Annotated in this window: 14 protein-coding genes; 11 read left to right on the forward strand and 3 right to left on the reverse strand. The window is 67.8% G+C overall.

Annotated features, from left to right (window positions below):
• Position 1 precedes the first annotated feature (1 nt).
• Genes modA through SH584_RS08300 form a run of 3 tightly spaced genes read left to right on the forward strand, consistent with a single transcriptional unit; the run spans position 2 to position 2,077 of the window.
• Complete coding sequence (gene modA / locus SH584_RS08290; protein ID WP_324806224.1) at positions 2-760, forward strand: molybdate ABC transporter substrate-binding protein; 759 nt, start codon at positions 2-4, stop codon at positions 758-760.
• On the forward strand, positions 757-1,452 hold the full coding sequence (modB, locus tag SH584_RS08295) for a molybdate ABC transporter permease subunit (protein WP_324806226.1): 696 nt from the start codon (positions 757-759) through the stop codon (positions 1,450-1,452). Before modA ends, modB begins: the two co-directional genes overlap by 4 nt.
• Entirely contained in the window at positions 1,442-2,077 is a 636-nt protein-coding gene (locus SH584_RS08300) for an ATP-binding cassette domain-containing protein (RefSeq protein WP_324806229.1), read from the forward strand. Before modB ends, SH584_RS08300 begins: the two co-directional genes overlap by 11 nt.
• Here the strand turns inward: SH584_RS08300 and moaA are convergent.
• A complete protein-coding gene (moaA, locus tag SH584_RS08305) occupies positions 2,074-3,051 on the reverse strand; it encodes a GTP 3',8-cyclase MoaA (protein WP_324806231.1) in 978 nt (325 codons plus the stop codon). The genes SH584_RS08300 and moaA overlap by 4 nt on opposite strands.
• Positions 3,052-3,191: 140 nt before the next feature.
• Here moaA and SH584_RS08310 point away from each other — a divergent pair, with 140 nt between their 5' ends.
• Genes SH584_RS08310 through SH584_RS08330 form a run of 5 tightly spaced genes read left to right on the forward strand, consistent with a single transcriptional unit; the run spans position 3,192 to position 8,422 of the window.
• Positions 3,192-4,103 (forward strand): XdhC family protein, encoded by a 912-nt coding sequence (locus tag SH584_RS08310; protein ID WP_324806233.1) that lies wholly within the window; start codon positions 3,192-3,194, stop codon positions 4,101-4,103.
• Complete coding sequence (locus SH584_RS08315) at positions 4,100-4,669, forward strand: nucleotidyltransferase family protein (protein WP_324806234.1); 570 nt, start codon at positions 4,100-4,102, stop codon at positions 4,667-4,669. The genes SH584_RS08310 and SH584_RS08315 overlap by 4 nt, the downstream gene beginning before the upstream one ends.
• A gap of 43 nt (positions 4,670-4,712) precedes the next feature.
• A complete protein-coding gene (locus SH584_RS08320; protein ID WP_324806236.1) occupies positions 4,713-5,510 on the forward strand; it encodes an N-formylglutamate amidohydrolase in 798 nt (265 codons plus the stop codon).
• Positions 5,507-7,369 (forward strand): peptidase MATCAP family protein, encoded by a 1,863-nt coding sequence (locus SH584_RS08325; RefSeq protein ID WP_324806237.1) that lies wholly within the window; start codon positions 5,507-5,509, stop codon positions 7,367-7,369. Before SH584_RS08320 ends, SH584_RS08325 begins: the two co-directional genes overlap by 4 nt.
• A gap of 6 nt (positions 7,370-7,375) precedes the next feature.
• Positions 7,376-8,422, forward strand: coding sequence for a glutathione synthetase (locus tag SH584_RS08330; protein WP_322841662.1), 1,047 nt, complete (start codon positions 7,376-7,378; stop codon positions 8,420-8,422).
• On the opposite strand, the gene SH584_RS08335 is transcribed toward SH584_RS08330, so the two are convergent.
• Positions 8,419-9,297, reverse strand: coding sequence for an arginase family protein (locus SH584_RS08335; protein WP_324806240.1), 879 nt, complete (start codon positions 9,295-9,297; stop codon positions 8,419-8,421). The genes SH584_RS08330 and SH584_RS08335 overlap by 4 nt on opposite strands.
• Positions 9,298-9,336: 39 nt before the next feature.
• Here SH584_RS08335 and hutI point away from each other — a divergent pair, with 39 nt between their 5' ends.
• Positions 9,337-10,548: an imidazolonepropionase gene (gene hutI / locus SH584_RS08340; RefSeq protein ID WP_324806242.1), complete on the forward strand. Its 1,212-nt coding sequence runs from the start codon at positions 9,337-9,339 to the stop codon at positions 10,546-10,548.
• A gap of 39 nt (positions 10,549-10,587) precedes the next feature.
• Positions 10,588-11,292 carry a VIT1/CCC1 transporter family protein gene (locus tag SH584_RS08345; RefSeq protein WP_324806244.1) on the forward strand — a complete coding sequence of 235 codons (705 nt, stop codon included), beginning with the start codon at positions 10,588-10,590 and terminating at the stop codon, positions 11,290-11,292.
• A 36-nt stretch (positions 11,293-11,328) separates the two neighbouring features.
• On the opposite strand, the gene SH584_RS08350 is transcribed toward SH584_RS08345, so the two are convergent.
• Positions 11,329-12,135, reverse strand: coding sequence for a TerC family protein (locus tag SH584_RS08350; RefSeq protein ID WP_322841658.1), 807 nt, complete (start codon positions 12,133-12,135; stop codon positions 11,329-11,331).
• A gap of 267 nt (positions 12,136-12,402) precedes the next feature.
• Between SH584_RS08350 and SH584_RS08355 the strand changes: the two genes are divergently transcribed.
• Positions 12,403-12,960 carry a DUF937 domain-containing protein gene (locus SH584_RS08355; protein WP_324806248.1) on the forward strand — a complete coding sequence of 186 codons (558 nt, stop codon included), beginning with the start codon at positions 12,403-12,405 and terminating at the stop codon, positions 12,958-12,960.
• Positions 12,961-13,008 lie beyond the last annotated feature (48 nt).

The following is a 13,008-nucleotide window of genomic DNA, read 5'->3' on the forward strand; positions in this document are numbered from 1 at the left end:
CATGCGACTGGTCCTTGCGCTTGCCCTTGCCGTCGTGGCGGGCTGCGCGCCCGATCCTTCGCCACCCGCACCCGTCATTCTCGCGGCGTCGAGTTTACAGGAGGCGCTGACCACGGCGGCCGGAGAATGGGAGAAGCAGGGACATCCGCGCCCGACGTTGTCTTTCGCGGCCTCCTCGGCCCTGGCGCGACAAGTGGAAAGCGGCGCCCAGGCCGACATCTTCATCTCCGCCGACGAGCAATGGATGGACCATGTCGAAGCTTCAGGCGCGCTTCGGGCGGGAACTCGCTACGATCTGGTGGGCAATGCCCTGGTCCTTGCCGCGCCACGCGCATCTGCGCCGGTGGCGCTGGCGCCCACCGCGCTCGCCAAAGCGCTCGGAGACGGACGGCTGGCGATGGCCGACCCCGACGCGGTACCCGCAGGGCGCTATGGGCGGGAGGCGCTGGAATCGCTCGGTCTATGGCCGACCGTGGCCGCCAGGATCACGCGCAGCGAGAACGTCCGCGCCGCGCTGGCCTTGGTCGAGCGTGGAGAGGCGCCGCTCGGCATCGTCTACGCGACCGACGTGCAGGCCGCGCCCGCTCTGCGGGCCGTCGCCGTGTTTCCGAAAGGAAGTCACGCCGCGATCCGTTACCCGGTCGCGCTCCTCGCCGCCGGCCGCCATCCCGGCTCCGCGGCGTTTCTCGCCTTTCTGCGTTCGCCCGATGGGCAGCGGATTTTCCGCGCCCACGGCTTCCCCTCGGCGGACCGCCGATGACTGCCAGCGCCGCAGAGTGGGCGATCATCGCCTTGTCGATGAAGGTCGGATTGGTCGCGGTGCTGGGCGCGCTACCCGTCGCGCTGGGCCTCGCGTGGATCCTCGCTCGAACGAATTTTCGAGGCAAGCTGCTGCTCGACGCGCTGGTTCACCTGCCGCTGGTGATTCCGCCGGTGGTCACCGGCTGGCTCCTGCTCCTGCTGTTCGGCCGGCAGGGACCGGTCGGACGGTTGCTCGAGCAATGGTTCGGCGTGACGCTGATGTTCCGCTGGACCGGGGCCGCGCTGGCGGCGGCGATTATGGCGTTGCCGCTGATGGTTCGCGCACTGCGCTTGTCGCTCGAAAGCGTCGACGTCCGGCTGGAGCAGGCGGCGCGGACGCTGGGGGCGAGCCCGTGGCGCACCTTCCTGACCGTGACCCTTCCGCTCAGTCTCCCTGGCTTCCTCGCCGCCGCGACGCTCGGTTTTGCCCGGTCGATCGGCGAGTTCGGCGCGACCATCACCTTCGTGTCGAACGTGCCGGGGCAGACCCAGACGATCCCGCTCGCAATCTATTCGGCGTTGCAGGTGCCGGGCGGCGAAGCGATCGTGACGCGGCTGGCGATCATCTCGGTCATCCTGTCGATCGGTGCGCTGCTCCTGTCCGAAATCATTTCGCGACGGATGGGCAACGGGGGCCGCCATGTCCTTTGAAGTCGCGGTCGAGCGACGGCTGGGCGAGGCGAGCCTTTCGGTCGCCTTCACTTCCGAAGCACTCGTGACCGCCGTGGTCGGACCGTCGGGGGCGGGGAAGACCAGCCTGCTCAACATGATCGCGGGCCTGCTTCGCCCCGCGGCCGGGCGGATCGTGGTCGGCAGGCGTACCTTGTTCGACGCGGAGGTCGGCATCGACCTTCCGCCCGAAGCGCGCCGCGTGGGATATGTCTTCCAGGAACCGCGTCTGTTTCCGCACCGCACTGTCCGCTCCAACCTCCTCTTCGGTGAGCGACTGGCCGGTGTCCGGCGGCGCGTCATTGCGTTCGACGAGGCCGTTGCGTTTCTTGGCCTCGCTGGACTGCTTGACCGGCGACCCCCGACGCTGTCGGGCGGGGAAGCGCGCCGTGTCGCGATCGGGCGGGCGTTGCTGTCGGCGCCAGAGTTTCTGCTGCTCGACGAGCCACTGACCTCGCTCGACCGCGCGCGGCGCGAAGAACTGCTGCCGATGATCGAACGGATTCGCGACGAATGCGCCCTGCCGATGCTGTTCGTCAGTCACCAGGAAGCCGAAGTCAGCCGGCTGGCGGGCGCGGTCGTCCGGCTCGACCTGCCCGAGGCCTAGCCGCCGGTCACGCTCATGTGGCGCGGCTGCGCGGGGGTGGTGCGGTCGATTTGGAAATCGTGGCGCGGCGGCTTGCCCGCGATCAGCCGGTCGAGCAGCGCCTCGACCGCCGCCCCGTCGCCATGGCGCAGCGGATCGCGAAGCTCGACATGCTGGTCCTGCCCCAGGCAGCCGAAGACGGTACCGGTCGCGGTGACGCGGATGCGATTGCACGACGCGCAGAAATTATTGGTCAGCGGGGTGATCAGGCCAAGCCGGATGCTGCTCTCGCTGACCTGGAAGTATCGCGCCGGCCCGCCGGTGGCGTAATCGGATGCGGCTAAGTCGAACGAGCGGGCGAGCTCCTCTCGCACGACGTCGAGCGGAAGGTAATGCGCCTTCCGGCCCATCCCGATATCGCCCAGCGGCATCGTTTCGATCAGCGTCAGGTCGAAGCCGCGCTCGACGCACCATTCGAGCATCGGTGCGATCTCGCGGTCGTTGAGGCCCGCCAAGGCGACCATGTTGATCTTGATCGCCAAGCCGGCGGCCTTCCCCGCGTCGATCCCCGCGAGCACCTGCGCCAGGTCGCCGCGGCGGGTGATGAAACGAAACGTCTCGGCGTCGCGGCTGTCGAGGCTGACGTTGATCCGCCGCACGCCGGCGTCGCGCAACATTGCCGCATGCCGCGTCAATTGGGTGGCGTTGGTGGTCAGCGTCAACTCATCAAGACCAGCGTCGAGCAGCGCGCCAATCCCACCCACGATGGCAGCGATGTCCTTTCGTACGAGCGGCTCGCCGCCGGTCAGGCGGATCCGACGTACTCCGCGTTCGACCAGCAACGTCGCCAGCCTCACCAGCTCGTCGGAGGACAGAAGGCGGTCGCTTGGCTCGAAGGTCATTGTCTCGGCCATGCAATAGCGGCAGCGCAGATCGCAGCGGTCGGTGACCGACAGCCGGACGTAATCGATCCGCCGCCCGAGCGAATCGATCATTGCCCGCGAAGGGGCTGCCCGCGTCCGAACTGCGTCCAACGTCCTGAATCTCCTGAGCGCCCGATTGGCGGCCCGACGGGGCCATACTATACCCGCCCGATGCCAATGGAAACGCGACCGACCCGCAAGGGGTCCCGCCGATGAGCGGTTGGCCCGAAGAAGGGCTGGCCGACGACATCCGCCCGCGCCTGTTCGAAGCATGGTCGGAAGGCCGCACCGTCGCGCTGTCCACGATCGTCGCCGCCGACGGCGGGCCGCGGCCGGTGGGTTCGCAGATGCTGATCGACGGCGGCCGCACATGGGGGTTCCTGTCCGGCGGCTGCATCGAGGACGATGTCGCGCTCAACGCGGCGGCAGTGATCGAAGACGGAAAATCGCAATTGCTCGTCTATGGCCGGGGCAGTCCGTTCGTCGACATGCGCCTGCCGTGCGGCGGACGGCTGGAAGTGCTGGTCGAGCGGATCGAGCCCGGCGATGAAGCGGTCGCGGCCCTGCGGCGCTGCTGGTTGGAGCGGGTCCCCGCCCGCTGGCGGAGCGACGGGCGCATTCGCTCGTGCGAAGCCGGGGAGGCGATCGGCGACGGCGATATTCAGTTCGATCCGCCGTGGCGCCTGCGAGTAATCGGCGACGATCCCTTCGCCTTGGCTATCGCGGCGATGGGGCAGACGGTCGGCCTCGATACGCGCCTGCTGGCGCCGTTCGCGGACGCCGAGCAAGCGCCGTTCGGGTTGGCGGTTGATCGTCGCGGCCTTGCCGAAGCGCTCGGCGACGAGCCGCCCGACGCCTTTACCGCGATGGTGCTGGCCACCCACGATGTCGACCTCGACGAAGAAGCGTTGGGTCGTCTGCTCCAGAGCAAGGCCGGTTATATCGGCGTGCTCGGCTCGCGCCGCCGGATTGCCGAGCGGACAGCGCGACTGAAGGGAGCCGGCTTCTCGGTCGACGAGATTGCACGAATCCGCATGCCGCTGGGCCTTCCCATCCGCGCCCGCTCGCCGTGGGAAGTGGCGGTGTCGGCGATCGGCGAGATCATCGCCACGCGGCGGTCGTGAGCGCCCACGCCATCGTCCTCGCGGCCGGCGCCGGGCGCCGCTTCGGAGGGGGCAAGCTCCTCGCCTCGTGGAACGGGCGTCCGCTGATCGCGTGGAGCGTCGAGGCAGCAAAGGCGAGCGGGGTCGACGCGGTCACCGTCGTCCTCGGCGCGGATGCCGAAAAGATCACGGCCTACCTCGGTGAAGACGTTCGCATCGTCCGTTGCCACGACTGGGAAGAAGGAATGGCGGCCAGCCTGCGCTGCGGGATCCAGTCGCTACCCGACGGCGCCGAAGCAGCCCTCATCTTCCTTGCCGACATGCCCGACGTCTCCCCCGCGCTTGGCCGAACGCTTCTCGAAAAAGTTCTTTCGGGTGCGCCCGCCGCGCTTGCTACCTACGACAGGGCGCCCGCTCATCCTGCCGCCGTCGGCGCGTCAGCATTCCCACTGCTCGCGTCGCTCCACGGCGATCGTGGCGGGCGCGACGTGCTCGCAGCGCTCCACGGCGCCGTGCAGATCGTCACCGACTGGCCCGGCTCGACCTTCGATATCGACCGTCCCGACGACCTTTCGCGCCAACGCTGACCGGGGCACGCAACCGAACCGGGCGCGAAACGCTTAAAGGCGCATGACACAGCATGCGGCCCTCGGGCAGAAATGGTGGACGGTTCAGCGCGGCGCAGGCCCGGTCATCGCCACCGCGATCCACGACGGACACAGTCTACGCGACGAAGTTGCCGCGGCGATGAAACTCGCCGACCTCGACCGCCTTCGCGAGGAAGACCCGTTCACGGGCCAGGCGGTCGCCGACGTGTCGACCCACGTCATCGCCCATGTCTCGCGCTTCGAATATGATCTCAACCGCGGTCCCGACGGTGCGATCTACGAAACGCCCGATCAGGCGTGGGGTCTCGACATCTGGCACGACGGCCTGACGCCCGACCTCGTCACGCGCTCGCTCGACCTTCATAAGTCGTATTATCGCATGCTCGGCTCGCTGCTCGACGACATCGCCGCCGCGGATCCGAAGTTCGTGCTGATCGACGTCCATAGCTACAATCACCGCCGCAATGGTGCCGACGCCGCCCCGACGCCGCAGGAGGATGCGCCCGACATCAACATCGGCACCTCGTCGATGCCGCGCGAGCAGTGGGCATTCCTGATGGACCCGCTGATGGAGGCGATGCGCGGCTTCGATTTCAACGGCCGCCGCCTCGACGTTCGCGAGAATGTCGCGTTTCAGGGCAAGGGCGAGCAGACCCGCTTCGTCCACGACCGCTATCCGGGACAGGGTTGCGCGATCGCGCTGGAGTTCAAGAAGTTCTTCATGGACGAATGGTCGGGTGAGCCCGATGCGGCCGAGCTCGGCGCGATGCGGCGCTTCATCAATCATGTCGCCGTCACGGCAGAGGATCTGCTGGCGTGAAGACCAAGGCGCGGCTGCGCGAGGCACCGGCGCCGTTCGACGCCGACTTCGGCAAGGACGGTGCGCTGCGCGAGGCGGTCGGCGCGCATGGCCGCGTCCACCTCGACCGCTGGCTGCCGTTCCTGATCCTGCATCGTACCGACGAGCCCGAAACCAGCCTCGTCCGCCGTATCGCGATCGACAGCCCGTCCTACATCGTCTGGTCGAGCGAGGACGATCACGCCGCGCTGTCGGCGGTCGAAGCGGTGGCGCAGCGGTTGATCGAGCGGATGGGCCGCCTGCTCGTCATCACGTTGCAGGACCAGCCGGTCGAGATGCGCAAGCGCCACTCGTCCAGGTTGCCGACCTTCCAGGCGCATATCGGCGCCGGCCGCGACGCCGCCTCGGACCGCACCGCCGACGCGCTCCAGAAGGGCCTCGAGAAGATCGTCATCGACCTGCGCGCATGCGAAGTCGACCGCGACCAGTTTGCCGAAGTGCTTCCCGATCCCTTCGCGCGCCTGCTGGGCGACATGGCGAAGGTGACGCACCTGACGCTGACGATGCCGCCGATCCACCGTCGCGAAGACGGCGGCGTCTTTCCGGCGATCGTTCACGACCTTGCCGTCGCGACCAGCGACGCGCTGCTCCGCGCCGCCTGTGCCTTCCTCGACGACGGATCGGGCGAGGCGCCGCGCCATTATCGAGCGCTGGGCCGCAGCGCCTACCTCGCCGCCGCGATCAAGGCCGACCGGCGGTTGCAGGAGGTGGTCGGCGGCTACGATTTCCTGCTCTCGATCTCGCCGATCAACACATCGGACGCGCTCGAGAAATTCCTTGCCGACAAGTGTGGGTCGGCACCCGATTTCCACTATCGCCCGCTGACGATCGACCCCGATGTCGCCAAGCGCGAACTGTTCGCGATCGACCTCAATCTGGTCGAAGATCCGCTGATCGAGCGGCTATTGTCCGAACGGCGGCGGGAAATCGACGCGCAGCTGACGATGCTCGCGACCCGCAACACGCCATCCTTCCGCGCCGCGTCGATGTTTCTCTACGGCGCGGTCGAGTCCGAACTGCTCGCCGACGCGCATTCGATCCTAGCTTCGACCGACCGCGATCCCCCGCGCGGCGAGGCGATCGGCGCGCAGGAAATCGCCGACGGCGCGCGTGCGCTGATCGATCGCTATCGCGCCATCGATCCGTCGTTCGATGCCGTCGTCGACATTCGCGACGACGTCTCGGGCCTGCTGGTGTCCGGCCCCAAGCTGATGATCGCGTCGGATGCCCTGATGCCCGCGCATCGCCTGAACGCGTTGCTGGCACACGAGGTCAGCGTCCACCTGCTCACCTATTTCAACGGCGCCGAGCAGGGGCTCGGCATCTTCCGCACCGGCCTCGCCCGCTACGAAGGTGTTCAGGAAGGCCTTGGCGTTTTCGCCGAATGGGTCACCGGTGGCCTGACGCGCACCCGGCTCCGTCTGCTCGCTGGGCGCGTCGTCGCGGTCGACGCGATGCTCCACGGCGCCGAGTTCGTCGAAGTATGGCGCACGCTCCACAAGGAGCATGGCTTCTCGCGTCGCGGCGCATTCGGGATTTCCGCGCGCGTGTTCCGCTCGGGCGGGCTCGCCAAGGACGCCATCTACTTGCAGGGCTTCCGCGCGGTCATGAACCTCGTCGCGTCGGGCGCGTCGCTGCTGCCCTTCTGGCTGGGCAAGATCGCAGTCGATCACGTGCCCGCGATCGAGGAGCTGTTGCAGCGCGGGCTGGTCCGCGCGCCGGCCTTCACCCCCCTTTTCCTCGACGACCCAGCCGCCGAGGCGCGCATCGCGTCGCTTCGGTCCCACACCAATCTCCACGATATGCTTGCAGGAGCCTGAGCAACCATGCTGATCGCCTTTTTCGTCAACGATATGGAACGCGAATTCGCGGGCTATACGACCACCGTCCTTGCCTATGAGGCGGCGTTGCGCGGGCACCGCGTCTGCTACGTCACGCCGTCGGATTTCGCGCTCCAGCCCGACGATTCGCTGTGCGTTCACGGCCGCTTCCTGCCGAAGAAGAAGTACAAGGACCGAGAGGACTTCTTCAAGACGATGCGGAGCGCCGCGACCAAGCTTGAGCAGGTCAACATGGACGACGTCGACGTGCTGATGCTTCGGTCGGACCCGTCGCTCGACGCGCAAACGATGCCGTGGGCGGCCGAGGCCGGGATCCTGTTTGGGCGCGAGGCCGCCAAGCGCGGCGTCATCGTCCTCAACGACCCTGACAGCCTCGGCCGCGCCACCAACAAGCTTTATTTCCAAAGCTTCCCTGTCGAAGCGCGTGCCGAAACCCTCATCTCGCGCCACGACAACGACATCAAGGCGTTCGCCAAGAAGCATGGTGGCAACATCATCCTAAAGCCGCTGCAGGGATCGGGCGGATCGGGTGTGTTCAAGCTCGACCCGGGCAACAAGGCCAACCTCAACCAGATGATCGAGGCGATCGGCCGCGACGGCTACATCATCGCGCAGGCCTATGTGCCCGCAGCCAAGAAGGGCGACATCCGCTTCTTCCTGATGAACGGCCGCCCGCTGGAGATCGACGGCAAATATGCCGCGTTGCGCCGCGTCGCGTCGAAGGACGACATACGGTCGAACATCCACGCTGGCGGCACCGCCGAAGCAGTCGAGATCGGCGAGACCGAGTTGAAGGTCGCCGAGCTGATCCGGCCCAAGCTGGTTGCCGACGGCATGTTCCTGGTCGGGATCGACATTGTCGGGGACAAGATCCTCGAAGTGAACGTCTTTTCGCCCGGCAACCTCGGCAGCTGCTCGCGACTTGCGGGCGTCGATTTCGCGGTTCCGATCATCGACGCGATGGAACGCAAGGTCGCGATCAAGTCCGACTACGCCCACGCCTTCGACAACCGCCAGCTGGCGGTACTCTAACGGGCTTCATACCCCGCGAGGCATTCGGCGACCCAGCGCGCTGCCACCAGCGCGCTGAGGTCGGTCGGGTCGAGCGGCGGATCCCATTCGGTCAAGTCGATCAGGCGAACCCGCGGATCGGAGGCGAGCGCGCGGGTGGCGGCGAAGAAATCATGCGCGGCCATTCCGCCGGGTCGGGCACCAGGCGCGCCGGGGAGCTGGCCTCGGTCGATCACGTCGATGTCGCAATCGATTGCCACCACCTCGCAATGCGCGACGTGGGCGAGCGCGGCCTCGATCGCCGACTCGATGCCTGCGCGGCGCACCTCGCCGATCGTCACCACCAAGTGACCGCCGTCGACCGCGTCGCGGTGCATCGCGGCCGAGTTGGCGAAGGAAGCAAGGCCGACCTGCGCGATGTTCCTCCCCGGCAGCCCGTCTTCGCGAAGCGCGCGGATGGGGTTGCCGTTGCCAAGACCGTCGGTCGTCTCGCGGAGGTCGAAATGCGCGTCGAGCGTGATCAGGCCGACCTGATCAAGCGGAACGCCGAGCGCCAGCACGCCGGGCCGGGTGACGGCGTTGTTGCCGCCGACCAGCAAGGTCAGGTCGCGCTTGGCGACGCTCGACGCGACAAGATCGCGGATGGGCGCGGTGGCCTGTTCGATCGTCATCGCGTCGATCGCGGCATTGCCATAGTCCGCGATGCGCGACCGAAGCTCCTTGCCCGTCTCGACATCGTATCGCCCGATGCGGCGCAGCGTGTTGCGCAGGATGCCCGGCGCCAGGTCGCAGCGTCCGGGCGTGACCGACCCCGTTCCAAGGGGCGCACCGACCAGCCCGATGGGGGCCTCGGCGATGGCGGGAACGATCAGGTCGGCGAGATTGGGCCAGCTCATGCTTGACGATTAGCAGGCCCGCGCCCCACAGCGCCAGTCATGTGGGACCGCCTGATTACCGATTGCCATGTCGCGACGATGGTCGCGCAACCGGGCAATCCGCTCGGCCTGTTCCCCAACGCCGCGATCGGCGTTTCCGACGGGCGCATCGTACGCGTCGGCAAGCGCACCGAACTTGCCGGCTTCCGCGCAAAGGAAGTCGTCGCGCTTGGCGGGGCATGGGTCACGCCGGGGCTGATCGACTGCCACACCCATCTTGTCTTCGGCGGCACTCGCGCCCACGAACATGCGATGCGCCGCGCCGGCGCGACCTATCAGCAGATTGCCGAGGCGGGCGGGGGCATCGCCTCGACCGTCGCCGCGACCAAGGCAGCCAGTTCCGACGAACTTCGCGCGGCGTCGCGCCGCCGCCTGCAAGCGTTGATGGCGGGCGGCGTAACGACGGTGGAGATCAAGTCGGGCTACGGGCTCGATACCGCCGCCGAGATCCGGATGCTCAACGCCGCCAAGGCGATCGGGCGCGACCAGGCGGTGCGGATCGTGCCGACCCTGCTCGCCGCGCACGCCATTCCGCCCGAGCATCGCGAGGATCGCGACGCCTATGTGCGGATGATCGCGGAAGAGATGATCCCGGCGGTCGCGCGCGCAGGACTCGCCACCAGCGTCGATGCATTCTGCGAATCGATTGCCTTTACGCCATCGGAGGTCGAGCGCATCTTCACCGCCGCGCGGGCGAACGGGCTGCCGGTGCGCCTGCATGCCGAACAGCTCAGCAACCAGCATGGCGCCGCGCTGGCCGCCAGCTACAAGGCGCTGTCGGCCGACCATCTCGAGCATCTCGATCCGCTGGGCGCACGCGCGATGGCCGCGACCGGGACCGTCGCGGTGCTGCTGCCAGGTGCCTTCTATGCGCTGCAGGAAACCAGGAAGCCGCCGGTCCAGCTGCTGCGCGACACCGGCGTCCCGATCGCGATCGCAACCGACTGCAACCCCGGCACCTCGCCGCTGCTCAACCCGCAATTGGCAATGAACATGGCGTGCACCCTGTTCGGCCTGACGCCCGAGGAAGCGATCGCGGGCATGACGATCAACGCCGCCCGCGCGCTCGGGCTCGCGCACGAGATCGGCACCGTCGAGGCCGGCAAGGCGGCCGACCTCGCGGTGTGGCGCGTCGATGATTTGGCCGAGCTTGGCTACTGGATCGGGATGCCCGGACCCGAACGGCGGATCTTCGCAGGGCTCGACGCCTGACGCAGTGACTCGGCGGCTGCGGAGGCGTAGCTTGTCGTGATGGTCCATCTTTCCAGCCACCCCGAACGCCATCTCGTCGAACGGGTCGGCTGGCTTCGCGCCGCCGTGCTCGGCGCCAATGACGGAATCGTCTCCACCGCCAGCCTGATCCTCGGCGTCGCGGCGGCGGCAACCGGACGAAGCGAAGTGCTGCTTGCGGGCGCGGCGGGGCTGGTCGCCGGGGCGATGTCGATGGCGGCGGGCGAATATGTCTCGGTCAGTTCGCAGGCCGACACCGAATCCGCCGACCTCGCCCGCGAGCGTGCCGAACTCGCCCGGTCGCCTGAGGCCGAACAGCGCGAGCTTGCGACGATCTTCGAGGGGCGCGGGCTCGACCCCGCCATCGCCAGCGAAGTCGCCACACAGCTGATGAATCGCGACGCGCTCGGCGCACATGCCCGCGAGGAATTGAGCATCACCCACGTCACCACCGCGCGGCCGGTGCAGGCGGCGTTGACCTCCGCCGCGACGTTCACCGCCGGCGCGGCCTTGCCGCTGCTCGCGGCGTGGCTGTTGCCGACCGGTCAGACGATGCTGGTCGGGGTGTCGGTCGCGGCGCTGGTGTTCCTCGCCCTGTTGGGCGCGATCGGGGCGAAGGCGGGCGGTGCCCCGATCGGCCGCGCGACGCTGCGCGTGACCTTCTGGGGTGCGCTGGCGATGGCGATCACCGCCGGCATCGGCAAGCTGGTCGGCACCGCGGTCTGACCGGGCGGGCGATCGCCACGCCCGGTCATCGCCTTCTTACCCTGCCGGGTCGGTCTCGCCGCGAAGCGCCGCGGCGCGGTCCCTCCGCCGCCGCGACCAGATGTTGAGGCCCTCGACGCCAGCCGAGAAGGCCATCGCGGCGTAGATGTAGCCCTTGGGCACGTGCACGCCGAAGCCGTCGGCGATCAGCACCGCACCGATCATCAGCAGGAAGCCAAGCGCCAGCATCACGACGGTCGGGTTGTTATGGATAAAGTTCGCCAGCGGATCGGCCGCGAACAGCATCACCGCGACCGCGAACACCACCGCGATCACCATCACCGGCAAATGCTCGGTCATGCCGACGGCAGTCAGGATCGAATCGATCGAGAAGACCATGTCGAGGATCAGGATCTGGACGATCGCCGCGCCGAAGGTCATCGCCTTCTTGCCCGCGTCGAACAGGTCGTCGTTCGGATGCGGATCGGCGTTGTGGTGAATTTCCTTGGTCGCCTTCCACACCAGGAACAGGCCGCCGGCAATCAGGATGAGGTCGCGCCAGGAAAACTGCGTTTCGAAGGTCGGTTCGCCGTTCATTCCGGGCGCGCCCTGGATGCCAAGGTCGATCACCGTCGCGGTCAGCCCGACGAGCCACGCGATCATCGACAGCAAACCAAGCCGCATGACGAGCGCCAGCGTGATGCCGAGCTTGCGCGCCTTCTGGCGCTGCTCCTCGGGCAGCTTGTTCGACAGGATCGAGATGAAGATGAGGTTGTCGATGCCGAGCACGACTTCCATCACGATCAGGGTCAGCAACGCTGCCCAGACCGCGGGATCCGAAAACAGGACGATTAGACTTTCCATGGACTACCCTTTTGAAGCGCCGGCGGCGTTGACGTCGAACGGGGTAGCTGGTGCGGGGTTCCTAAACGCGTGACGGCACCGGGCTTCCCCGATGCGGTCCGACATCACGATCGTCGTTCGATCGCCAGAGGGGCCCGGCCCGCCCGCCGCAGGTAGGATAGACGGGGCGTGCAATCAACCCGGCGGCTGCCGCGCAGGCGAGTGAACATTCGTCGCCCGCGTTCGTCTGTTCGACGGGACGCGCCATCCCGGTGCGGGAGTATGATGATGAACAGCGAGCAATTCCTGGAGCAGACCAACGCCATCGACGCGCTGTCGCGTGAACTTGGCGTCGACCGCGCCACAGCGCAGGCCGGGGCGGCCGCGCTGCTTCCGTCGATCCTGTCGGGCATGAGTCAGCCTGCCGCGGCACCGCAGGCCGCACTCGGCGGCGGCGGTCTCGGCGGATTGATCGGTTCGCTGACGGGCCTTGGCGGTGGCGGCCTGCTCGACAATGCGGTTTCGGACCAGCCGACCGACGTGTCGAAGGGCAACGACATCCTTGGCCAGATCTTCGGGTCGAAGGACCGCAGTCGCGAAGTCGCCGCCAACGCCGCCACGCAGTCGGGGGTCGAACCGTCGCTGCTCAAGAAGATGCTGCCGATCCTCGCGATGATCGCGGCGGGCTATGTGATGAAGCAGGCCGGCCAGGGCGGCGGGCTTGGCGGCGCGCTGGGCGGCATCCTCGGCGGCAACCAGCCGGCCAATGCCGGCGCCGCCGCGGGCGGACAAGGCGGCATTCTCGACGACCTGATCGGCGCTGCGGGCAAGTTCCTCGGCCGCTAAGGCACCGACCTGCCTCTTGGGCGTGGGCGCGGTTGCGGCTAGAGGGCT

This window comes from Sphingomonas sp. LY29 (assembly GCF_035593985.1).
Taxonomy (GTDB): domain Bacteria; phylum Pseudomonadota; class Alphaproteobacteria; order Sphingomonadales; family Sphingomonadaceae; genus Sphingomicrobium.

Coding starts and splice junctions, on each gene's coding strand:
- hutI (WP_324806242.1), top strand. CDS start 9,337: ATGTGGGACCGCCTGATTACCGATTGCCATGTCGCGACGATGGTCGCG.
- SH584_RS08345 (WP_324806244.1), top strand. CDS start 10,588: ATGGTCCATCTTTCCAGCCACCCCGAACGCCATCTCGTCGAACGGGTC.
- SH584_RS08310 (WP_324806233.1), top strand. CDS start 3,192: ATGAGCGGTTGGCCCGAAGAAGGGCTGGCCGACGACATCCGCCCGCGC.
- SH584_RS08350 (WP_322841658.1), bottom strand. CDS start 12,135: ATGGAAAGTCTAATCGTCCTGTTTTCGGATCCCGCGGTCTGGGCAGCG.
- SH584_RS08330 (WP_322841662.1), top strand. CDS start 7,376: ATGCTGATCGCCTTTTTCGTCAACGATATGGAACGCGAATTCGCGGGC.
- modB (WP_324806226.1), top strand. CDS start 757: ATGACTGCCAGCGCCGCAGAGTGGGCGATCATCGCCTTGTCGATGAAG.
- modA (WP_324806224.1), top strand. CDS start 2: ATGCGACTGGTCCTTGCGCTTGCCCTTGCCGTCGTGGCGGGCTGCGCG.
- moaA (WP_324806231.1), bottom strand. CDS start 3,051: ATGATCGATTCGCTCGGGCGGCGGATCGATTACGTCCGGCTGTCGGTC.
- SH584_RS08320 (WP_324806236.1), top strand. CDS start 4,713: ATGACACAGCATGCGGCCCTCGGGCAGAAATGGTGGACGGTTCAGCGC.
- SH584_RS08300 (WP_324806229.1), top strand. CDS start 1,442: ATGTCCTTTGAAGTCGCGGTCGAGCGACGGCTGGGCGAGGCGAGCCTT.
- SH584_RS08335 (WP_324806240.1), bottom strand. CDS start 9,297: ATGAGCTGGCCCAATCTCGCCGACCTGATCGTTCCCGCCATCGCCGAG.
- SH584_RS08355 (WP_324806248.1), top strand. CDS start 12,403: ATGAACAGCGAGCAATTCCTGGAGCAGACCAACGCCATCGACGCGCTG.